The organism is Streptomyces sp. NPDC041068 (assembly GCF_040647455.1).
Classification (GTDB): domain Bacteria; phylum Actinomycetota; class Actinomycetes; order Streptomycetales; family Streptomycetaceae; genus Streptomyces.
This window is the reverse complement of sequence record NZ_JBEZCG010000003.1, coordinates 152096-171051: the sequence shown is the minus strand read 5'-3', so window position 1 is coordinate 171051 and position 18956 is coordinate 152096. Positions and strand designations below refer to the sequence as shown.

20 protein-coding genes are annotated in these 18956 nt (G+C 71.8%); 12 read left to right on the top strand and 8 right to left on the bottom strand.

Annotation, left to right across the window (positions count from 1 at the left end; translation table 11 throughout):
• Window positions 1–90 precede the first annotated feature (90 nt).
• Window positions 91–1755 carry an FAD-binding dehydrogenase gene (locus AB0B50_RS07835; protein ID WP_362327311.1) on the bottom strand — a complete coding sequence of 555 codons (1665 nt, stop codon included), beginning with the start codon at window positions 1753–1755 and terminating at the stop codon, window positions 91–93.
• Between the two features lie 256 nt (window positions 1756–2011).
• On the opposite strand from AB0B50_RS07835, the gene AB0B50_RS07830 reads away from it, so the two are divergent.
• The 6 genes from AB0B50_RS07830 to AB0B50_RS07805 are packed head-to-tail and all read left to right on the top strand — an operon-like array spanning window position 2012 to window position 5704.
• Complete coding sequence (locus tag AB0B50_RS07830) at window positions 2012–2947, top strand: DMT family transporter (RefSeq protein WP_362327308.1); 936 nt, start codon at window positions 2012–2014, stop codon at window positions 2945–2947.
• A 39-nt stretch (window positions 2948–2986) separates the two neighbouring features.
• Window positions 2987–3637 (top strand): TetR family transcriptional regulator, encoded by a 651-nt coding sequence (locus AB0B50_RS07825; RefSeq protein WP_362327305.1) that lies wholly within the window; start codon window positions 2987–2989, stop codon window positions 3635–3637.
• Window positions 3634–4404, top strand: coding sequence for a glucose 1-dehydrogenase (locus tag AB0B50_RS07820; protein WP_362327302.1), 771 nt, complete (start codon window positions 3634–3636; stop codon window positions 4402–4404). Before AB0B50_RS07825 ends, AB0B50_RS07820 begins: the two co-directional genes overlap by 4 nt.
• Before the next feature lie 15 nt (window positions 4405–4419).
• Window positions 4420–4956 (top strand): NUDIX domain-containing protein, encoded by a 537-nt coding sequence (locus tag AB0B50_RS07815; protein WP_362327299.1) that lies wholly within the window; start codon window positions 4420–4422, stop codon window positions 4954–4956.
• A gap of 23 nt (window positions 4957–4979) precedes the next feature.
• Complete coding sequence (locus AB0B50_RS07810) at window positions 4980–5372, top strand: DUF202 domain-containing protein (RefSeq protein ID WP_362327296.1); 393 nt, start codon at window positions 4980–4982, stop codon at window positions 5370–5372.
• Window positions 5369–5704, top strand: a complete 336-nt coding sequence (locus AB0B50_RS07805) for a DUF202 domain-containing protein (RefSeq protein ID WP_362327294.1) — start codon at window positions 5369–5371, stop codon at window positions 5702–5704. The genes AB0B50_RS07810 and AB0B50_RS07805 overlap by 4 nt, the downstream gene beginning before the upstream one ends.
• 25 nt (window positions 5705–5729) lie before the next feature.
• Here the strand turns inward: AB0B50_RS07805 and AB0B50_RS07800 are convergent, their stop codons facing one another.
• Window positions 5730–6686 carry an NADP-dependent oxidoreductase gene (locus tag AB0B50_RS07800; protein ID WP_362327292.1) on the bottom strand — a complete coding sequence of 319 codons (957 nt, stop codon included), beginning with the start codon at window positions 6684–6686 and terminating at the stop codon, window positions 5730–5732.
• Window positions 6687–6806: 120 nt separating this feature from the next.
• Here AB0B50_RS07800 and AB0B50_RS07795 point away from each other — a divergent pair, with 120 nt between their 5' ends.
• The 3 genes from AB0B50_RS07795 to AB0B50_RS07785 all read left to right on the top strand — a co-directional run bounded on the left by AB0B50_RS07795 (window position 6807) and on the right by AB0B50_RS07785 (window position 9443).
• Window positions 6807–7103: a hypothetical protein gene (locus tag AB0B50_RS07795; RefSeq protein WP_362327289.1), complete on the top strand. Its 297-nt coding sequence runs from the start codon at window positions 6807–6809 to the stop codon at window positions 7101–7103.
• Between the two features lie 72 nt (window positions 7104–7175).
• Window positions 7176–8207, top strand: a complete 1032-nt coding sequence (locus AB0B50_RS07790) for a phosphotransferase family protein (protein ID WP_362327287.1) — start codon at window positions 7176–7178, stop codon at window positions 8205–8207.
• 9 nt (window positions 8208–8216) lie between these two features.
• Window positions 8217–9443, top strand: coding sequence for an acyl-CoA dehydrogenase family protein (locus tag AB0B50_RS07785; protein ID WP_362327286.1), 1227 nt, complete (start codon window positions 8217–8219; stop codon window positions 9441–9443).
• Window positions 9444–9523: 80 nt separating this feature from the next.
• Here the strand turns inward: AB0B50_RS07785 and AB0B50_RS07780 are convergent, their stop codons facing one another.
• The 4 genes from AB0B50_RS07780 to AB0B50_RS07765 are packed head-to-tail and all read right to left on the bottom strand — an operon-like array spanning window position 9524 to window position 12781.
• Complete coding sequence (locus AB0B50_RS07780) at window positions 9524–9670, bottom strand: hypothetical protein (protein WP_362327283.1); 147 nt, start codon at window positions 9668–9670, stop codon at window positions 9524–9526.
• A 49-nt stretch (window positions 9671–9719) separates the two neighbouring features.
• Window positions 9720–10313 (bottom strand): TetR/AcrR family transcriptional regulator, encoded by a 594-nt coding sequence (locus tag AB0B50_RS07775; RefSeq protein ID WP_362327281.1) that lies wholly within the window; start codon window positions 10311–10313, stop codon window positions 9720–9722.
• 21 nt (window positions 10314–10334) lie between these two features.
• Window positions 10335–12017, bottom strand: a complete 1683-nt coding sequence (locus AB0B50_RS07770; RefSeq protein WP_362327279.1) for an AMP-binding protein — start codon at window positions 12015–12017, stop codon at window positions 10335–10337.
• Window positions 12014–12781 (bottom strand): SDR family oxidoreductase, encoded by a 768-nt coding sequence (locus AB0B50_RS07765; protein ID WP_362328212.1) that lies wholly within the window; start codon window positions 12779–12781, stop codon window positions 12014–12016. Before AB0B50_RS07765 ends, AB0B50_RS07770 begins: the two co-directional genes overlap by 4 nt.
• Before the next feature lie 156 nt (window positions 12782–12937).
• On the opposite strand from AB0B50_RS07765, the gene AB0B50_RS07760 reads away from it, so the two are divergent.
• A complete protein-coding gene (locus tag AB0B50_RS07760; RefSeq protein ID WP_362327277.1) occupies window positions 12938–14194 on the top strand; it encodes a DUF1343 domain-containing protein in 1257 nt (418 codons plus the stop codon).
• Between the two features lie 9 nt (window positions 14195–14203).
• Here AB0B50_RS07760 and AB0B50_RS07755 read toward each other — a convergent pair whose 3' ends face one another.
• Entirely contained in the window at window positions 14204–14902 is a 699-nt protein-coding gene (locus AB0B50_RS07755; RefSeq protein ID WP_362327275.1) for an alpha/beta hydrolase, read from the bottom strand.
• Between the two features lie 136 nt (window positions 14903–15038).
• Here AB0B50_RS07755 and AB0B50_RS07750 point away from each other — a divergent pair, with 136 nt between their 5' ends.
• Both AB0B50_RS07750 and AB0B50_RS07745 read left to right on the top strand, forming a co-directional pair.
• Window positions 15039–16367, top strand: a complete 1329-nt coding sequence (locus AB0B50_RS07750) for an erythromycin esterase family protein (RefSeq protein ID WP_362327272.1) — start codon at window positions 15039–15041, stop codon at window positions 16365–16367.
• Window positions 16368–16504: 137 nt separating this feature from the next.
• Entirely contained in the window at window positions 16505–17758 is a 1254-nt protein-coding gene (locus AB0B50_RS07745) for an MFS transporter (protein WP_362328210.1), read from the top strand.
• A 75-nt stretch (window positions 17759–17833) separates the two neighbouring features.
• On the opposite strand, the gene AB0B50_RS07740 is transcribed toward AB0B50_RS07745, so the two are convergent.
• Window positions 17834–18877: a LysR family transcriptional regulator gene (locus tag AB0B50_RS07740; protein ID WP_362327269.1), complete on the bottom strand. Its 1044-nt coding sequence runs from the start codon at window positions 18875–18877 to the stop codon at window positions 17834–17836.
• Between the last annotated feature and the right edge of the window lie 79 nt (window positions 18878–18956).

The window sequence follows — 18956 nt, the reverse complement described above, 5'->3', positions numbered from 1 at the left end:
CCGGCGGTTCGTCCCCCCTTCACCAACTCGTTTCAAAATCCTCAGACTTCGCCCGCCACCTGGGAGAACCCCCTCTTGGCAAAGACGTGCTCAACTCACCTCGCGGGCGGCGGCGCGGCCCGCCGTGCGCCCCGAGAAGAGGCAGCCGCCGAGGAAGGTGCCCTCCAGCGAGCGGTAGCCGTGCACTCCCCCGCCGCCGAATCCGGCGGCCTCCCCGGCGGCGTACACACCCGCCAAGGGCTCGCCGCCCTCGGTCAGAACGCGCGAGGAGAGGTCGGTCTCCAGGCCGCCGAGGGTCTTGCGGGTCAGGATGTTCAGGCGCACGGCGACGAGCGGTCCCGCCTTGGGGTCGAGGATGCGGTGCGGGGCCGCGGCCCGGATGAGCCGGTCGCCGAGGAACTTGCGGGCGCCGCGGATGGCCGTCACCTGGAGGTCCTTGGTGAAGGGGTTGGCGATCTCGCGGTCGCGCGCGGCCAGCGTGCGGCGCAGTGCCGCCTCGTCGATGAGGGGGGCCGCTGAATGTCCGGTGAGGGCGTTCATGCCGCGCACCAGCGCGCCGAGCTCCTTCTCCACCACGAAGTCGACGCCGTGGTCCATGAACGCCTTGACGGGTCCCGGCACTTCGGCGCGCGCCCGGTCGATGACGCCCCGCACGGACTTCCCCGTCAGATCGGGGTTCTGCTCGGAGCCGCTGAGGGTGAACTCCTTGCCGATGATGCGCTGGTTGAGGACGAACCACGTGTGGTCGTACCCCGTCCTCATGATGTGCTCCAGCGTGCCGAGCGTGTCGAAGCCGGGGAAGAGCGGCACGGGCAGGCGCTCGCCCCGCGCGTCCAGCCACAGGGACGAGGGGCCCGGCAGGATGCGGATGCCGTGCCGGGCCCAGATGGGGTTCCAGTTCTCGATGCCCTCGGTGTAGTGCCACATGCGGTCGCGGTTGATGAGGTGCGCCCCCGCGGCCTCGGCGATGCCGAGCATCTTCCCGTCGACGTGCGCGGGCACCCCGGAGACCATCTTCTCGGGCGGAGTACCGAGCCGCTCGGGCCAGTTGGCGCGTACGAGGTCGTGGTTGCCGCCGATGCCGCCCGAGGTCACGATCACCGCCTGGGCCCGGAACTCGAAGGTGCCGGTGACCTCACGGCTGCTGGCCTTGCCGCGCTCGACGGCCGAGGGTTCCAGGACCTCGCCGGTGACGGTGTCGAGGCTGCCCGCGCTGCGCGAGAGCCCGGTGACGCGGTGCCGGAACCTCAGCTGGACGAGGCCGCTCGCGACCCCGGCCCGCACCCGCCGCACGAACGGCGCGAGCAGCCCCGGGCCCGTCCCCCAGGTGATGTGGAAGCGCGGCACGGAGTTGCCGTGCCCCTGCGCGTCGTAGCCACCGCGCTCGGCCCACCCGACGACGGGGAAGAACCTGACCCCCTGCCCGTGCAGCCAGGACCGCTTCTCGCCGGCCGCGAAGTCGACGTACGCCTCGGCCCACCTGCGCGGCCAGTGGTCCTCGGGCCGGTCGAACGCGGCCGTGCCCATCCAGTCCTGCAGAGCGAGCGCGTGGGAGTCCTTGATCCGCAGCCGCCGCTGCTCCGGGGAGTCGACGAAGAAGAGCCCGCCGAAGGACCAGTGCGCCTGGCCGCCGAGCGACTGCTCGGGCTCCTGGTCGACGAGGATCACCCTGCGGCCCGCGTCGACGAGCTCCGCGGTCGCCGCGAGCCCGGCGAGCCCCGCCCCGATCACGATCACATCTGCGTCGTACGCCATGGCGGTCGTCCTCCTCGACAGGGGCCCGCAAGGTTACCGGCGGGTCGGATTCCTCGACAGGTCAGATCCTGAACAGCCCGGTGACGCACGTCAACCGACAGACGCGGGGAAGTCGTCAAGCTCAAGTGCGCGCGGACGTCCCGGTGCCGCTATCGTCGGCCGGGTCTCCGCCTCGTGCCCCGGCTCGGGCGCCTCCGCGGCGCTTGGCGCACCACGGCCGCCGGGCCGTCCCCGTCTCCTCCCCCGGGTATGCGACGTGTCTCTCCTCGTCCTCGTCCTCGCCGTCGGTGCCGCCTGCTGCCTCGGCTCCGGCTTCGTGCTCCAGCAGAACGTGGCGCGCCACGCCCCGCTGGGCGACTTCCTCTCGCCACGACTCCTGCTCGACCTGGTGCGGGTGCCGCGCTGGCTCGCCGGGATCGGCCTGATGGTGTGCGGCATGGCGCTCGGCGCGGCCGCCCTCGGGCACGGCGAACTCTCGCTCGTCGAGCCGCTGCTCGCCACGAACCTGCTCTTCGCCCTCGCGCTCTCCCGCCACCAGAGCGGGCAGCCGGTCGGCCGGCAGGGCTGGGCCGGGCTCGCGCTGCTCGCGGGCGGCGTCACGGCGTTCATCGTGGCGGGCGAGCCGCGGGGCGGCGACGCGGTGACGGACCCGGTGCGGCACTGGCTGTTCATCGGTGTGATGGTGGGCGGCGCGCTGCTGCTCACGGCGTACGCGAAGCGGTCCAGGCTCGGCGCGGGGCCGGTGCTGCTCGCGCTCGCGGCCGGTCTTCTGTACGGGGTGCAGGACGCGTTGACGCGGGTGAGCGCACAGCGGTTCGCGGCGGACGGCTGGACCGGCCTCGTCACGGCCTGGCAGCCGTACGGGGTGCTCGTGCTCGGCGTCGCGGGGCTGGTCCTGGTGCAGAGCGCGTTCGAGACGGCACCGCTGCGGATGTCCCTGCCCGCGCTGACGGCGGCGCAGCCGCTGGCGGGGATCGCGTGCGGGGTGGGGTTCCTGGGGGACCGCCTGCGGGCCGACGCGGGGGCGTTGGCGTGGGAGGGGGGTGGCCTCGCGGCCGTGGTGGCGGGAGCGGTGTTGCTGGGGCTGCACCCCGCGATGCCGGGCGGGGCACAGGCGCCCCGTCAGGGGCGCGGGGAACTGCGCGACAAGCCACATCGAACCCGCAGGATTCCTACGGCCTCACAACTCTGACGAGTCGCTTTTAATAATGGCCATCATTAGAATGGCGGCATGGCCAGAACCTCAGGTCCTGAGACCCGCGACAAGCTCATCCGCGCCGGCGAGCAAGTCTTCGCCGAGCAAGGCGTGGACGGCGCCCAGCTGCGCGACATCGTGCGGCTCGCGGGACAGAGCAACCCTTCCGCGGTGCAGTACCACTTCGGCTCCCGCGGCGGCCTGCTCGACGCCGTGATGGCCACCCGGCAGTCCCGCACCGAGCGGGTCCTCGCCGCCGAGCTGGCCCGCGTCGGCGACGGCACCGACCTGCACGGACTGCTCACCGCCCTGGTGGCCGCCGAGGCCACCGAGCTCCGCACCGAGCGCGGGCGCCGCTGTCTGCGCGTCTCCGCCCAGCTCAGCCACGAGAGCGGCGTGCGCACCCGCACCCCGCACCCCACCATCGACGGCACCGTCTACTGGACGCTGATCGGGTGGCTCGAAGACCGCGTGGCCGACCTCGCCCCCGGACTGCCCGAACCGCTCCGCCTCGAACGGCTCGACCTCGCGCTCACGATGATCGGCGCCGCCATGGGCGACCGAGCCCGTCAGTACCTGACGGGCACCACCCCCCTGACCGGCGAGGAGCTCTTCCTCGCCGACCTCGTCGAGACCACAGCTGCTCTGCTGCTCGCCCCGCCACCCCGCCTTGGAGGCACCTCATGACCCAGCACGACCTCACCGGCAAGACCGTCGTCATCACCGGCGCCGCCCGCGGCCTGGGCGCCGAAGCCGCCCGCCAGGCCGTCGCCGCCGGAGCGAACGTCGTCCTCACCGACGTCCTCGACGACGAGGGCAAGGCCACCGCCGCCGAGCTCGGCGAGCGCGCCCGCTTCGCGCACCACGACGTGACGTCGGAGGAGGACTGGCAGCGCGTCGTGGACCTCGCGGTCGCCGAGTTCGGCGGCATCCACGGCCTCGTGAACAACGCGGGGATATCCACCGGGCAGTTCCTGGAGTCGGAGTCCGTCGAGCACTTCCGCAAGGTCCTCGACATCAACCTCACCGGCGTCTTCATCGGCATGAAGACCGTCGTCCCCGCGATGAAGGAGTCCGGCGGCGGGTCCATCGTCAACATCTCCTCCGCCGCCGGGCTGATGGGCCTCGCGCTCACCGCCGGGTACGGCGCCTCGAAGTGGGGCGTGCGCGGTCTCACCAAGATCGGCGCGGTGGAGCTCGGCACGGCCCGCATCCGCGTCAACTCCGTCCACCCCGGCATGACGTACACCCCGATGACCGCCCAGGTCGGCATCGAGAAGGGCGAGGGCAAGTACCCCAACACCCCGATGGGCCGCGTCGGCGAGGCGCACGAGATCGCGGGCGCCATGGTCTTCCTGCTCTCGGACGCCGCCTCCTACGTGACGGGCGCGGAGCTCGCCGTCGACGGCGGCTGGACGGCCGGACCCACCGTGAAGTACGTCATGGGGCAGTGAGGTTGGATGGTCGGCATGAGTGACTCAGCAGCCGGACAGGCCGACCCCCGAGAAGAGATGATCACCATCGTCGACGAGAACGACGAGGTGGTCGGCGAGTCCCCGCGCGGTGAGGCGTACGCGCGGGGACTGCGCCACCGCTGTGCGTTCATCCAGGTGCGGGACGCGCGGGGCCGTCTGTTCGTGCACCGCCGCACCCCGACCAAGCTGGTCTTCCCCTCGCTGTACGACATGTTCGTCGGCGGCGTGGTCGGGGCGGGCGAGTCGTGCGACGACGCGGCGCTGCGCGAGGCCGAGGAGGAGCTGGGCGTCAGCGGACTGCCGCGCCCCACGCCGCTGTTCAAGTTCCTCTACGACAACGGCGCCGGGCAGTCCTGGTGGTCGTACCTCTACGAGGTGCGCTGCGAGCTGCCGGTGAATCCGCAGGTCGAGGAGGTCGCCTGGCACGCCTTCGTCACCGACGAGGAGTTGGAGCGGCGGCTCGGCGAGTGGGAGTGGGTGCCGGACGGACTCGACGCCCATCACCGCCTGAGGGCCTTCCGCGCGGGCTGACCGGCGCGGCTTATCGTGCGGCCGTGAGCAATTTCGTACAGAACCTGAAGCTGTGGTTCGCCCCCGAGCGCATCCGCGAGGACGGCGACACCCCCGACTACCGCTTCTCGCTCGCCAATGAACGCACCTTCCTGGCCTGGCTGCGCACCGCGCTCGCACTGATCGGCGGCGGCTTCGCCGTGGACCAGTTCCTGCCGGACCTGCGCTGGGGATGGCGGATCGGGCTCGCGCTCGCGCTGCTCGCCGCGGGCGTCCTGTGCTCGCTGCGCGCGGTCAACCACTGGGTGCGCTGCGAGCGGGCCATGCGGCGCGGCGAGGACCTGCCGGCCAGCCGCTTCCCGACGGTGCTGAGCCTGGCGGTCGCGGTGGTCGCGCTCGCCATGGTGGTGGTCGTGCTCTTCGGGTGGGAGGGGTGACGCAGCCCGGTCGGGGCGCCGCCGGACACGTCCGCGACCCGGGCCTTCAGCCGGAGCGCACCCGCCTCGCCTGGCGGCGCACGACGCTGTCGGCCACGGTCGCCGCGGTCCTCGCCGCCCGCGCGGTCCTGCACCACGGGCCCACCGCGCTCGGCGTCCTGGCGTGCGCCCTGTGTCTGCTGCTCTGGCTCGGCTTCCTGACGGTGGCGCACCACAGGATGGTCGCCCTGACGGAGTGCCGCCCCCGGACACTGACGTTCCGGGCGGCCCGGACGGCGGCGGGGTGCACGGTGGCGCTCGCGGTGTGCGCGGCGGTGATGGTGCTGGTGTGACCCGGGACGGCCTCCACGGGCTGGTTCAGTCCCCCGAATCCACGGGTTCGGCCCCCCACTCCACCGTCACGACGATCTTGCCCCGCGTCCGGCCCTCCGCGCTCAGCCGGTGCGCGTCGGCCGCCCGCTCCAGCGGGAACGTCTCGTCGACGTGGACCGTCACGACGTCCTGCTCCGCGAGATCGGCGAGGCGCGCGAGGTCCACGGCGTCGGGGCGTACGAAGCAGTAGTGGCCGCCGAGCCCGATCACCCCGCCGTCCGCGATCGACGCGAGGCGGCCGCCGGGCGCGAGGAGCTCGGCGGAGGCCTTGAGCGTGTCGCCGCCGACGGTGTCGAACGCCGCGTCGACGCCCTCGGGGGCCAGCGCGCGCACACGCTCGACGAGCCCTTCCCCATAGGTGACGGGCTCCGCGCCGAGCTCCCGCAGGAAGTCGTGGTTGCGCTCGCTCGCCGTGCCGATGACGCGGGCGCCCGCGTGCCGGGCGAGCTGCACCGCGATCGAGCCGACGCCGCCCGCCGCCGCGTGCACGAGGACGACGTCGCCCTCGGTCACCGCGAGCGGCCCGGTGACGACCTGGTAGGCGGTGAGCCCGGCCAGCGGCAGGCCCGCGGCCTCCTCGAAGGTGAGGTTGCGCGGCTTGCGCGCGAGGGTGCGCACGGGCGCGGCCACGTACTCGGCGAAGGTGCCGCGCGAGAGGAAGTCCTCGCGTACGTATCCGATGACCTCGTCGCCGACGCTGAACTCCGGGACGGAGGCGCCGGGTTGGACCACCACGCCCGAGACGTCCCAGCCGGGGATGACGGGGAAGACCGGGTCGAGGGCGGCATCGAGGTAGCCCTCGCGGCACTTCCAGTCGACGGGGTTCACGGCCGCGGCCCGCACCTTCACCAGGACGGTGTCGGGGCCGACCTTGGGGTCGCGCACCTCGCCGTACTCGAGGACTTCGGGGCCGCCGTAGCTGCGGTAGCTGATCGCCTTCATGGGGTCGCCTTCGCGGAGGTCATGGAAACATCAACAAGGCTCCCATAACGGCACCAATAGGGCATCGAGGGCTAGCCTGAGAGGGTCACCCCTCCCCGGAAGTCACAGAAGGTGCGCGTCATGACCACGCTCCACCACGAACACCCGGTGCACGACCACATCCACGGCCCGGCCTGCGGCCACCCCGAGGTGCCGCACGGCGACCACGTCGACTACGCGCACGACGGCCACATGCACCGTCTGCACACCGACCACTACGACGAGTGCGAGCCGTCGGGCCACACGGCCCACCAGGGCCATGACCATCGCCACGGTGACGGCTGCGGGCACGATGCCGTGACGCACGGCGATCACGTGGACTACCTCCACGACGGCCACCGGCACGCGGAGCACGACGGGCACTGGGACGACCACTAGCCTCTGGACGGCATACCGACTGGTCGGCATCATGGGGTGGCAAGCCACCCACCACGCCGATCAGGAGCGAAGATGAGCTCAGACCACCCGCCGGGCCTCGACCTCGACCAGTTGCGCGGCCACCTCGACCGCGAGCGGCCCGGCCTGGTCGGCGGGCCCCTCACCGCCCGGCTCATCGAGGGCGGCCGGTCCAACCTCACATACGCGGTGACGGACGGCGCCTCGCGCTGGGTGGTGCGGCGGCCCCCGCTGGGCCACGTCCTCGCCACGGCGCACGACATGAAGCGCGAGCACCGGGTGATCGAGGCGCTGCACCCGACGGCGGTGCCGGTGCCCACGCCCGTGATCCTGTGCGAGGACGACTCCGTTCTCGGAGCGCCCTTCTACGTGATGGAGTTCGTGGAGGGCACCCCGTACCGCACCGCGGAGGAGCTCGCGCCGCTCGGCCCCGAGCGCACCCGCGGCGCCGTACTCGGTCTCGTCGACACCCTCGTCGACCTGCACGCCGTGGCCCCCGCGGCGGTCGGGCTCGGCGACTTCGGGCGGCCCGAGGGCTTCCTCGACCGCCAGCTGCGCCGCTGGGGCAAGCAGCTGGACGCGTCCCGCAACCGCGACCTCGCCGGCATCGACGAGCTGCACTCGGCGCTCGGCCGCGCGCTGCCCCCGTCCCCCGCGCCGACCGTCGTGCACGGCGACTACCGCCTGGACAACGTCCTGATCGGCGACGACGACCGGATCAAGGCCGTCCTGGACTGGGAGATGTCCACGCTCGGCGACCCGCTCACCGACCTGGGCCTGCTCGTGATGTACAGCGCGAAGCTGGAGGTGCCCGACTCCCCCGTCAGCACCACCGCGGGCGCGCCGGGCCACCCCGACCCCGCCGAGCTGATCGAGCGGTACGCCGCGCGCTCGGGGCGCGACGTGTCGGCCGTCTCCTGGTACACGGCCTTCGCCTGGTTCAAGCTCGCCGTGATCCTGGAGGGCATCCACTACCGCTACACGCTGGGCCAGACGGTCGGCGCGGGCTTCGACCGGATCGGCGAGCTGGTCCCCGTGTTCATCGAGCACGGCCTCACCACGCTCCAGGGACGACAGGAAGGCTGAGGCAGAGCCATGGACTTCGCATTCGACGCCCGCACCGAGGAGCTCCGCGGGAAGCTGCTCGCCTTCATGGACGCGTACGTCCACCCGGCCGAGGCCGTCGCCGACGAGCAGCGGACACTCCTCGACTCGCCGTGGCAAACCCCCGCCGTCGTCGAGGAGTTGAAGGCCGAGGCCCGCAGGCAGGGCCTGTGGAACCTCTTCCTGCCCGACGCGGAGCACGGCGCAGGGCTCACCAACCTCCAGTACGCTCCGCTCGCCGAAATAACCGGCCGTTCCCCGCAGTTGGCGCCGACCGCGCTGAACTGCGCGGCGCCCGACACCGGCAACATGGAGGTGCTCGCCCAGTTCGGCACGGACGAGCAGAAGAAGCGGTGGCTGGAGCCGCTGCTCGCCGGGGAGATCCGCTCGGCGTTCGCGATGACCGAGCCTGAGGTGGCGTCCTCCGACGCCACGAACATCACCACGCACATCGAGCGGGACGGCGACGACTATGTCATCACCGGCCGCAAGTGGTACATCTCCGGGGCGATGAACCCCGACTGCAAGGTCTTCGTCGTGATGGGCAGGACAACGGCTGCCGAGGGCCCTGACGGCGCCGACATCCGCCGCCGGCAGTCGATGGTGCTCGTCCCGCGCGACACCCCGGGGCTCGAAGTCCGGCGTGCCATGCGGGTGTACGGGTACGAGGACCACTACCACGGCGGTCACGCCGAGGTCGTCTTCGACCGCGTACGCGTCCCCGCCGCGAACCTGATCGGCGAGGAGGGCGGCGCCTTCGCCATCGCCCAGGCACGGCTGGGTCCGGGCCGGATCCACCACTGCATGCGGCTGATCGGCATGGCCGAGCGGGCCATCGAGCTGATGTGCCGACGGGCGGTGTCGCGCACGGCGTTCGGCAAACCGCTGGCCCAGCAGGGCGTCGTACAGGAGTGGATCGCGGACGCACGGGTCGCCGTGGAGCAGCTGCGCCTTCTGGTCCTGAAGACGGCCTGGCTGATGGACACCGTCGGCAACAAGAGCGCGCACACGGAGATTCAGTCCATCAAGATCGCGACCCCGCGCGCGGTGGTCGACATCCTCGACCGGGCGGTCCAGCTGCACGGCGCGGGCGGCGTCAGCCAGGACTTCCCGCTGGCCGAACTCTGGGCAGCGGCGAGGACGCTGCGCTTGGCGGACGGTCCTGATGAGGTGCATCAGCGGTCTTTGGCGCGGCGGGAGTTGAAGAAGTACCTGTGAGGGGCGCGGCGGGACGGCTCTTGGCTGCGGGTTCGTCGTGGTTGATCGCGCAGTTCCCCGCGCCCCTTACGGGGCGCGGATCAGTAGCCGCCCGATGGAGTATGGTCCGCCAGCGCCAGTGCGCGTACGAAGCGGCGTACGCGCAGGAGTTGGCGGGCCGTGAAGCGGACGGGGCGGGAGCGGCCGGGCGCGTACGCCGCGGCCCACAGGGCGGGTAAGCGGTCCATGCCTCCAGCTTGGCCACTTCGCGGCCGTCGCAGAAGAGGGCCGCTCACCTCACGGGCGCAGCGCCCTCAGCAGCAGGTCCGCCAGATGGTCGGCGACCTGCTGCGGGGTGAGCGGTCCGTCGGGGCGGTACCAGGTGGAGAGGTGGTGGACGGAGCCGAAGTGGTAGTCGACCACGAGGTCCGCCGGGGTCGCCGTGGAGAAGACGCCGGACTCCTGGCCCTCCTCGATCAGGGCCCGGAACCGCTCGTGGTACCGGCGCCGCTCGGCCCGCACCTGCTTGTTCTTCTCGGGGCTCAGGTGGTGCATGGAGCGGAAGAAGATCGACGCGTCGTCGAGGTTGTCGATGGTGGTGACCACGACGTCCGCGGCGGCGTCGCGGACCCTGCGCTCCACGGGGGCGTCCGCGTCCGCGATGGCGTCGAGCCGCTCCTGCTGGACGCGGAGCATCCGGGCGTAGACCTCGTGGAGGAGGTCGTCCTTGGACCCGAAGTAGTGGTACAGCGCGCCCTTGGTGACGCCGGCCGCCTCCACGATCTCCTGCACCGAGGTGCGGTCGTAGCCACGGTCGGCGAAGAGCCGGGTGGCGGCGGCCAGCAGCCGCTGCGGGACGGGCGTGCCGTCACCGTCCGTCGTCCTGGCCACTGCCGCCACCTGCCTTTCGCCTCACTGACTGTTCCGTGAGCGGGAACGCAGTTCCCGCCGGAGGATCTTCCCACTTGTCGTCTTCGGCAGCTCCGTCAGGATCTCGACCTCGCGCGGATACTTGTACGCGGCGAGCCGCTCCTTGCAGTACGCGGCCAGCTCCGCGGGGTCGGTGTCGCTGCCGGGACGCAGGCTGACGTACGCCTTGACGGTCTCCCCGCGGTAGCTGTCCGGCACCCCGACGACGGCCGCCTCGCGCACCGCCGCATGGGTGTACAGGACGTCCTCGACCTCGCGCGGCCAGACCTTGAAGCCGGACGCGTTGATCATGTCCTTCTTGCGGTCGACGACGTAGAGCCAGCCGTCCGGGTCCATGAACCCGATGTCGCCGGTGCGCAGTTCACCGCCGGGGAAGGTCTCGGCGCTGGCGTCGGGCAGGTTCCAGTAGCCGGGCACCACCTGGGGTCCGCGTACGACGATCTCGCCCTGCTCACCGAACGGGACCTCGCGGCCGAGGTCGTCCAGGATGCGTACGACCGTCTCGGGACCCGGGACACCGACGGCGAGCGTCCCGGAGGCCGGGTCGACCGGCGCCTGTTGTCCGGGCGGCACGGAGGCGCAGGGCGCGGTGCACTCGGTGAGGCCGTAGCCGTTGTGGAGGTAGGGCCCGAAGGCCGCGCGGAACCGCTCCACGAGGGCCGGCGGCAGCGGCGCGCCGCCCGAGGCGACGAGCACGAAGGAGTCGAAGTGCGCCCGGGTCGCCGCCGGGTGGGCGGCCAGTGCCATGAACGCCGTGGAGGGGCCGACCGTGAACGCGGGGCGGTGCTCGGCGAAGGCGTCGAGGACCACCCCGGCGTCGAAGCGGTAGGTGAGCGCGAGCGTGCCCGCGTTGGCGAGGCAGCCCGCGACCTGCGCGACCATGCCGGTGATGTGGAAGAGCGGCGCCATCGCGTAGTAGCAGGCGCCCTCGGGTATCCCGGACCCGGTGCGCTGGCGCTCGGCGTTGTAGGTGATGTTGCCGTGGGTGTTCATGGCGCCCTTGGGGGTGCCGCTCGTGCCGGACGTGTAGCTGATCAGCGCCACGTCGGCGGGGCCGAGGGTGCGTTCGGCGGGGGCGGGAAGGCCCTGGCGCGCGACCGCGAGGAGGTCGTCGGCGTCGGCGGCGACCGGCAGCCGCTCGAAGTCGAGGACCCGGGTGTCGTTCCGGCTCTGCAGGTCGAGCTGGCAGGCGGTGAGCACCACGCGCACCGGCGATTCCGCGGCCGCCTCCCGCAGATACGTCTCCCAGGCGCGGTCCGAGCAGATCAGCGCGGCCACGCCCGCGTCGGCGAGGACGTGGCCGACCTCCGCAGACTTGTACATGGGGTTGACGGGGACGACCGTGGCGCCCGCCTTCCACGCGCCGAGGAGCGCGAGCACGAAGTGCGGGGTGTTCTGCAGGAGGATCGCGACGCGGTCGCCGCGGGCGATGCCGCGCGCGGCCAGATGGCCCGCGACGGAGTCGGTGAGGGCGTCGGTCTCGCGGTAGCTCAGGCGGCCGTCGAAGTAGGCGAGGGCGGTGCGTTCGGGGGCGCGGGCGACGGCCTCGCGGAAGGCGTGCGGGACGGAGGGGGCGGGGCGCACGGGGGCGCGCTGGGCGTCGTTGAGGCGGGCGAGCCAGGGCTTCGCCGCGTAGCCGTGGTCGCCGTCCTGCCGGCCGCTCACCGCTGCGTCGCCTCCCACTTCTGCTGGATGTGGTTCATGCCCGTCAGCCACTTGTCGGGGGTGGCGGCGCGGGCCTGGTAGTACGCGTCGACCTCGGGGTGCGGCAGGATCAGGAAGCGGTCCTCGGCCATGCCCGCGAAGAGGGCGGTGGCGACGTCATCCGGCTCGATCGCGGTGGGCGTGAGCACGAGGTCGCCCGCGCTGCCGGTGGCGGCGAGCATGTCGGTGCGCACGCCCTGCGGGCAGATCGCGTGGACCTTGATGCCGCGGTGGCGATAGGTGAGCGAGAGCCATTCGGCGAAGGCGTACGCGCCGTGCTTGGTGACGCTGTAGGGCGCGGCGCCGATCATGGTGAGCAGTCCGGCAGCGGAGACGGTGGAGACGAAGCGGCCGCCGCCGCGCTCCAGCCAGCCGGGCAGCAGCGCGTGCGCCGCCCGCACATGCGCCATGACGTTGACGTCCCAGGCCGCGGCCCACACCTCCTCGGGCGCGGCCTCGGTGCCGCCGGAGCCGAGCCCGGCGTTGGCGCAGTACACGTCGACCGTGCCGCCGAGGGCCTCGGTGGCCTCCGGCACGATGCCCGACGCGTCGCCCGGCACGGCGATGCCGTCCACCTCGTCGGCGACGGCCTTCGCCTTGGCGCCGTCCAGGTCGTTGACGACGACGCGGGCTCCCTCGGCGGCGAAGCGGCGGGCGAGCGCGGCCCCGATCCCGCCTCCCGCCCCGGTGACGACGACTCCCTTGTCCTGCAGGGTCTCCACGATCGGTCTCCTTCGGCCTGCGGCTTCGGCTTGCGGCTCGACTGCGGCTTGCGGCTCGGCTCCGACGGCAGACTAACCAGTCGGTATGTCATGGCGAAAGAGGGCCGACCAGGCCGGGTTCGTTCATTTGCCCGGCCCCTGCCACTAGCGTGCGGGGCCATGAACCTCTCGCGACGCGGGCTGCTCGCCGCCACCGCAGGAACCGCCCTCGCGCCGTCCGCAGCGGCGTCGGAAGCCCCCGCCCACGGGCCGAAAGAGCCCGGGGCGCACGGGCCACACACCGGTTTCGAGCGCCTGGCCGCCGACGGCTACGCGCTCCTCGCAGGGCGGCGGGTCGGCGTGGTCACCAACCCCACGGGCGTCACGCGCGACGTGCGGCACGTCGTGGACGTCCTGCACGCCGACGAACGCGTCGACGTGGTCGCGGTGTTCGGCCCCGAGCACGGCTTCCGCGGGACCGCGCAGGCGGGCGGGTCCGAGGGGCGGTACGACGACCCGGCGACGGGGCTGCCCGTGTTCGACACCTACCAGAAGAGCGGCAAGGAGCTCGCGGAAATCTTCGCCGCCTCCGGCGCGGACACGCTCCTCTTCGACATCCAGGACGCCGGTGCCCGCTTCTACACGTACATCTGGACTCTCTACGACTGCATGGTGGCCGCGCGGCTCGCGGGCAGGCGCCTCGTGGTCCTCGACCGGCCGAACCCCCTCTCGGGCCGGGAGGCGTACGGGCCCGTCCTGCACAAGGAGTTCGCGAGCTTCGTGGGGCGCAAGCCGATCGCGCAGGCGCACGGGATGACGGTCGCGGAGCTGGCGCTGCTGTTCAACGGGGAGTTCCTCAAGCGCCCGGTCGAGCTGGAGACCGTGCTGATGCCGGGGTGGCGGCGCGCCGACTTCTTCGACGCCACCGGGCTGCCGTGGGTGCCGCCGAGCCCGAACATTCCGACGCCCGACACCGCCCTCGCCTACGCGGGCACCTGCCTCTTCGAGGGGACGAACCTGTCGGAGGGGCGCGGCACGACCCGCCCCTTCGAACTCCTGGGCGCGGAGGGCGTCGACCGGCGGTGGGCGGCCGCGCTCGGCCGGCTCGACCTGCCCGGCGTGCACTTCAGGGAGGCGTACTTCTCCCCCACGTTCTCCAAGTTCGAGGGGAAGACCGTCGGCGGCGTCCAGCTCCATGTGCACGACCGCGAGGCGTACGACCCCGTGCGCACCGGCATCGCGCTCCTGGTGACGGCCAGGAAGGCGTGGCGCGGCTTCGCATGGCGCTCCGACCACTGGATCGACAGGCTCACCGGGTCCGCGCGGGTGCGCACGATGATCGACGCGGGCGCGGACACCGACGAGGTGACGGGCGCCTGGGCGAACGAACTGGCCCGCTTCCGCGCGGTGCGCCGCCGGTATCTGCGCTATCCGTGAAGGGCGCGGTCAGACCCGCACGCTGCCGTGCAGGATCCTCGCCAGTTCCCGCGGACGGGAGAACATCGGCCAGTGCCCTGTGTCCATCTCGACGAGCCGCCAGCCCTCGCTGCCCAGCAACTCGGCCACGTCGTCCATCGGTTCGGCCCCGTCCAGCAGGCACTTGACGTACGTCGCGGGCAGCTCGGCGAGCGAGCCCGTGAGGACGGCGGGCTCGGTCAGGGTGGCGCCCGGGTGCGGCGTCGACCCGCTCGCGATCCGCGCGACCTGCTCGCTGTCGAGCCCCTGCCCGTCGAAGTCGGCCGCGGTCAGGGGCGCCCAGAAGCCGTCGTTCTCGGCGAGGGCGGCCTCGAACACCTCCTGGCCCTGCCACCAGCCGGAGGCGAACGACTCGCCGTCGACCGGGACGTTGGCGTCGACGAACACCACGCGGGCGAGCCGGTCGCCGATCCGCTCGGCGGCCTGGCCGACCGGGATGCCCGAGTAGCTGTGCCCGACCAGGACGACGTCACGCAGATCGAGGCGTTCGACTTCGCCGACGATGTCCTGGACGTGGGTCTGCTGCCCCGCGGGCACGTCCTGTCTGTCGGCGAGACCGGAGAGCGTCAGCGGATGGGCGCCGTGTCCTGCCGCCCGCAGGTCCTCCGCCACCTCCTGCCACGCCCACGATCCGAGCCACGCCCCTGCCACCAGTACGAATTGGGCCATGGCGGAGAACGTACACGCCCCGGCCGTGGTGGGGCAGACCCCACCGCGCATGTGGGTGCCCGCTCCATGGCGCCGCACCCGCCGCGCACGGGATCGTGATCTTCAGGTCGATTCAGGCGAGTTGAGGAGGTTCGGCATGACACGGGTGATGCGCCGGGGGGTTCCGCTCCTGGTGGTGGCGGCCGCCGGAGCGGGGGCGCTGATCGCCCCGCAGACGGCGGGGGCGACGCCGCGCCCCGCGGATCCGGTCGCGGCGATCGAGCGCGCGGCCCACCCCCTGCGGTCCACCGATCCTGGCGGGAGCACGCAGGACCTGCGGCCGCTCGACCGGATGGTCGGCGACGCCTCCGTGGTGGGCCTGGGCGAGGCGACGCACGGCTCGCACGAGTTCTTCACGATGAAGGAGCGGGTGTTCCGCCACCTCGTGGCGGAGAAGGGGTTCACCACCTTCGCGCAGGAGGTGAGCTGGACGACGGGCCTGCGCTTCGACGCCTATGTGCGGGGTGGTGGCGGCGACGCGCGCGAACTGGTCCACCGCGAGCTGGCGAAGACCCCGTGGGACACGGAGGAGTACGTCCATCTGCTGCGTTGGATGCGGGCGTACAACGACGAGCACCCGGAGCGGCAGCTGCGCTTCATGGGCAACGACCTCAACTACCCCGTGCAGGGCGTCGAGTTGTTCGACGGAGTGCGGGACTACGTGCGCGCGCACGAGCCGGACCTGCTGCCCCGGATCGACGAGCTGTACGCGCCGCTGCGGCGCCTGACGGACGGCGACACGTACATGGGACTTCCGCTCGCCGAGCGCAAGGCGCTGGCGAAGAAGGCGACCGCGGCGTACGACCTGCTGAAGACGCACCGGCCCGCCAAGAGGGACAACACCTTCGAACTCGCCCTGCACCACGCCCGGTCCGTCGCGCAGACCGGGGACATGTACGCCTTCCCGCTCGACACGGCAGAGGGCCGGAAGGCCGCGATGCTGTACCGCGACCGGACCATGGCGGACAACACCGCGTGGTGGCAGCGGTATGCGGGCGGCAAGGTGTTCCTCTCGGCGCACAACGCCCATGTCGCGTACGAGTCCTACGACCCGCGCTATCCGAAGATGCAGGGCGCCTTCCTGCGCGACCGGCTCGGGAAGCGGTACGCGAGCATCGGATTCACCTTCGACCAGGGGTCGTTCATGGCTCAGGGCCGGGACGACGAGAAGTGGAAGTCGATCTCGTTGGGCCCGGCGACGCTCGGGATGAACGAGCACACGCTCGACAAGGTGCGCTTCGACGACTACTTCGTGGACATGCGGAGGCTGCCCGCCGACACCAGGAAGTGGCTGAGCACCGCGCGCGAGACCCGCAGCATCGGCTCGGGATGGCCCGACGGCCCCTACAAGGTCCGCCTCGCACCGTCCCACGACATCCTCGTCCACCTCCACGAGGTCACGGCGGCCCACCGCCGGTCTCAGTGATCGAGACCGGCCGTACCAACTATTGACTGGCCCCTACATCCACCACGAGAGTGCCGCTCGTGCAGAGCGAAGCGACAGAGACAGCGAAACAGCAGGTCCAGGGCGAGAACCAGCCGTCGGACACCAGCCCCGAGAGCATGCGCCGGGTGGCCGTGGCCTCCTTCATCGGGACGGCCATCGAGTTCTACGACTTCTACATCTACGGCACGGCGGCCGCCCTCGTCCTCAACGAGGCGTTCTTCCCGACCCTCGATCCGGTCAACGCCACCCTCGCGTCGTTCTCCACGTACGCGGTGGCGTTCGCGGCCCGGCCCATCGGCTCGGTGATCTTCGGGCACTTCGGCGACCGGGTGGGCCGCAAGTCGGTCCTGGTGGCCTCGCTGCTCCTGATGGGCCTCTCCACCGCCCTCGTCGGACTCCTGCCCGGCTACGGCACATGGGGCATCTGGGCGCCGGTCCTGCTGATCCTGCTCCGCTTCCTGCAGGGCATCGGGCTCGGCGGCGAGTGGGGCGGTGCGGCGCTGCTCGCGGTGGAGCACGCGCCGAGGAGGAAGCGCGGGATGTACGCGGCCTTCCCCCAACTCGGCCCGTCCGTCGGGTTCTTCGCGGCGACCGGCGTCTTCTGGCTCCTCTCGTCCGTGCTCTCCGACGACGCGTTCCGCTCGTGGGGCTGGCGCGTGCCGTTCCTGCTCTCGTTCCTGCTGGTCGCCGTCGGCCTGTTCGTGCGCCTCAAGATCAGCGAGACACCGGTCTTCGCCAAGGTCATGGCGGCGCAGGAGGCCAGCAAGGTCCCCACGCTCGACGTGCTGCGCCGCCACCCGCGCGAACTGCTGCTCGGCGCGGGCGGGATGGTCGTCGCGTACGGCCTCTTCTACACGGCGACGACCTACTGCCTCTCCTACGCCACCGGCACCCTGCACATCTCCCGCAACACCATGCTGGGCCTGTCGCTGGTCGCCTGCCTCTTCCTCGCGGCCGGCACCTGGCTCGCCGCGACGCGCTCCGACGGGGACGGGCGGCGCAAGCTGGTCCTCGCGGGCGCGGGGCTCGCGGTGGTGTGGGGGCTCGTGCTCTTCCCGCTCCTGGACACCGAACAGCCGGTGCTCGTCGCCCTCGCGATCGGCGGCGCGCTGTTCTGCATGGGTGTGGTCTACGGCCCCATGGGCGCCTATCTGCCGGAACTGTTCTCCACGAACGTGCGCTACTCGGGCGCCTCGCTCGCCTACAACCTGGGCGGCGTGCTCGGCGGCGCGGTCTCGCCGCTGGTGGCCACCCGGCTGCAGTCGGCGTTCGGTTCCTCGTCGGTGGGCTGGTACGTGAGCGCCATGGCGGTCGTGTCGCTGCTCTGCGTCCTCGCGCTGCCGGAGACACGGGAACGGGAACTGGCGTGAGCTGCGCGCGAATTCACGTGACGCAGAATTCGCCACACGTCTAGACCACATATCCGGGAACGCGGAACGCCGAATTCAACGGCTGAGCCACCAGCGTTCGTTCTCCTTGGACAACGCGTCCCACAAGAGGTTCAACGGGTGTCCCGGACCGCACGACGCCCGGTCCCCGCGCCGCGTGAACACCCCTACCAGAACCTCCGTCCTCGGCCCGACGTCCCCGATGATGTCCAGGCGTCGCAGGCCCCCCGCCTCGGGCAGGCTGCCGCTCTCCGCGGCCTCCCCGATGCCCTGCGTGACCAGCATCGCCCCGCTGACCACGCCCGAGCGCAGCAGCTCGAAGCCGTAGTGCGCGGCCTCTATCTCGGCGGCCACGGACAGGTGTTGGCGGTAGTCGCTGCCGTACCAGGCGGTGAGGAAGCGGGCGATCAGGCCGCCCGCGGAGACGACCAGGGGCAGGCTGGTCAGCCTGCCCGCGGTGACGGAGGGGCCCGGAAGGCGCTCCTCGGGCAGGTTGGTGAGCAGGGAGAGGCCGCTGCGGCGCCACTCGATGATCTCGAACGGATCGAGCTCGGCCTCCTGGCCCTCGGTCACGACGATGGAGCCGCAGACCAGGTCCAGCTCCTTGGCCTGCAGTTTGGCGAAGAGGTCGCCGGTGCGCACATGGGTCACCTTCAGGTCGACGCCTCTTCGCTCGTACGCCTCGCTGACGCGCTCCACGGCGTCCAGGAGGAAGCCCAGGGTGTAGCGGGTCGAGCCCACGGAGAGGGTTCTGCCGAGCCGGCGTCTGGCGTCGTGGATGCCTTCCGTCCACTGCTCCAGAGTGCGGCGCGCGAGGTCGACCAGGGCCTCTCCGGTGGGGGTGAACAGGACGTCCTTGCCGCGGCCGCGCTTGAGGACGAGGGCCTCGCCGCAGAGCGCGCCGAACGTGCGGTTCATCGTGTCCAGTTGCTTCTGCACGCTGGACTGCTCGCGGCCGAGTTGGCGTGCGGCGGCGAGCGCGGTGCCGCTCTCGCGCACCGCGAGCAGCGTGCGCAACTGGTCCATCGTGGTGTCAAGGAGATCCGTGGGGTACTGCCGCGGTCCGGATGTGGGGTCCTGCTGCGGCTCTGATAATGCCATGTGCGAGTTCTCGCTCTCCGACTCCCTCGTCTTTTACGGCATTGCAGCATAACCACAGAGGGAAACTGATCCGGAGTTC

Coding starts and splice junctions, on each gene's coding strand:
- AB0B50_RS07835 (WP_362327311.1), bottom strand. CDS start 1,755: ATGGCGTACGACGCAGATGTGATCGTGATCGGGGCGGGGCTCGCCGGG.
- AB0B50_RS07825 (WP_362327305.1), top strand. CDS start 2,987: ATGGCCAGAACCTCAGGTCCTGAGACCCGCGACAAGCTCATCCGCGCC.
- AB0B50_RS07820 (WP_362327302.1), top strand. CDS start 3,634: ATGACCCAGCACGACCTCACCGGCAAGACCGTCGTCATCACCGGCGCC.
- AB0B50_RS07815 (WP_362327299.1), top strand. CDS start 4,420: ATGAGTGACTCAGCAGCCGGACAGGCCGACCCCCGAGAAGAGATGATC.
- AB0B50_RS07800 (WP_362327292.1), bottom strand. CDS start 6,686: ATGAAGGCGATCAGCTACCGCAGCTACGGCGGCCCCGAAGTCCTCGAG.
- AB0B50_RS07795 (WP_362327289.1), top strand. CDS start 6,807: ATGACCACGCTCCACCACGAACACCCGGTGCACGACCACATCCACGGC.
- AB0B50_RS07790 (WP_362327287.1), top strand. CDS start 7,176: ATGAGCTCAGACCACCCGCCGGGCCTCGACCTCGACCAGTTGCGCGGC.
- AB0B50_RS07785 (WP_362327286.1), top strand. CDS start 8,217: ATGGACTTCGCATTCGACGCCCGCACCGAGGAGCTCCGCGGGAAGCTG.
- AB0B50_RS07780 (WP_362327283.1), bottom strand. CDS start 9,670: ATGGACCGCTTACCCGCCCTGTGGGCCGCGGCGTACGCGCCCGGCCGC.
- AB0B50_RS07760 (WP_362327277.1), top strand. CDS start 12,938: ATGAACCTCTCGCGACGCGGGCTGCTCGCCGCCACCGCAGGAACCGCC.
- AB0B50_RS07755 (WP_362327275.1), bottom strand. CDS start 14,902: ATGGCCCAATTCGTACTGGTGGCAGGGGCGTGGCTCGGATCGTGGGCG.
- AB0B50_RS07750 (WP_362327272.1), top strand. CDS start 15,039: ATGACACGGGTGATGCGCCGGGGGGTTCCGCTCCTGGTGGTGGCGGCC.
- AB0B50_RS07745 (WP_362328210.1), top strand. CDS start 16,505: ATGCGCCGGGTGGCCGTGGCCTCCTTCATCGGGACGGCCATCGAGTTC.
- AB0B50_RS07740 (WP_362327269.1), bottom strand. CDS start 18,877: ATGGCATTATCAGAGCCGCAGCAGGACCCCACATCCGGACCGCGGCAG.